The sequence below is a fragment of the Nocardia sp. NPDC127526 genome, from assembly GCF_042672265.1.
GTDB lineage: Bacteria > Actinomycetota > Actinomycetes > Mycobacteriales > Mycobacteriaceae > Nocardia.
In genome coordinates, this window is sequence record NZ_JBHXVO010000064.1 from 1 (window position 1) to 1,210 (window position 1,210).

Consider the following 1,210-nt stretch of genomic DNA (forward strand, 5'->3'; position numbering starts at 1 on the left):
TTCTTTGGCTTCGATGTACTCTTGTTCTAGTTTGTATAGTTGACCTTTCAGTCCAAAATTATCTTTATTCCAGATAGCTAATAGCTCGGTTTCACTTAGTTTTGATAAATCAGTCATTAGTAATACTCCCATTTAACCTTTAAAATCTGTTTCTGTTCGCAATGCCTTGAATATGCGTTTTGCCGTTTCTTCTCGCACACTGGACGGGTCACGTAAAATATTGGCAATCCATATTGCAAATGCTTGATAGTCCTTATTCCCTGCTAGGTCGCTGATACTGTGGACTTTAGACAATACTGAGCTATAAGTATTTATCTGACTGTCTGACAAGTTGCAGAACATATCAACCGTGCTTGGATCTCGTTCATGGTTGATTGTTTTAGGCTTGGATTTCTGTTTAAAGCTGAATGAAAACCCAATGATTGAACGTCCTCGCTTATGTTGCTCGTATTCTGCCTTAATGTCGGTATGGTCGTTAATTTGTTGAATAGCAGGCTCTAATACTCGTCTTTTAAACGATTCCATCCGTTGATGCTCTGTGTCCAATACACCAAGTCTTGACCTCAATTCCTTAGTTTCAAGCATTGATACTTTCCCAGTGCTACGCCATGCAATTAGTAGTTCATATAAACGTATGGCATAGGCACTCGTTAGGCTACTTAGCTGCTCCAGTTCATAACTGGTGAAATGCTTCTCTAGGTTGGTGATCAGTGGCACAACATCATCTGAAAACCTGATACGGACAAGGGCTTCATTTTCAACATAGGACACACGCTGTACCCATCGGCTCATAACATTCTCAAGATTGCCTTTAGCCGTTAATTTTTGGTAACTAAAGCGACGCTCAAACAAGTTTTTGCAAGCATCCTTTAAGACTTTGTAGGCGGTGTTTCTATGGACATTGAAATGGTTAATGTAGCTTTCTGCATGGATAGTTAAATCACGGTCACTAGGGATATTAGACTCCCTCGCCTCCAGTATTGCTAAAAGGATTAGGCGTTGTTCTGCAAGGTCTAAATTATAACTGGCATTGATCAGCGCATTATCCTTAACGACTAGGTCTTTTTTCATACATAGCAACTTATTCGAATTTTGTTGTTATAGCAACATTATATAACAATGTTGTAATATGCAAGATAAACGTTGCTATATTGCAACATAAACGTTGCTATATTGCAAGATAAACGTTGCTATATTGCAAGATAAACGT

1 protein-coding gene is annotated in these 1,210 nt (G+C 38.7%); it reads right to left on the reverse strand.

Annotated features, from left to right (window positions below; genetic code table 11):
• Positions 1 to 132: 132 nt before the first annotated feature.
• Complete coding sequence (gene repM / locus ACFVIV_RS39135; RefSeq protein WP_379205387.1) at positions 133 to 1,071, reverse strand: replication initiation protein RepM; 939 nt, start codon at positions 1,069 to 1,071, stop codon at positions 133 to 135.
• Positions 1,072 to 1,210: the final 139 nt, after the last annotated feature.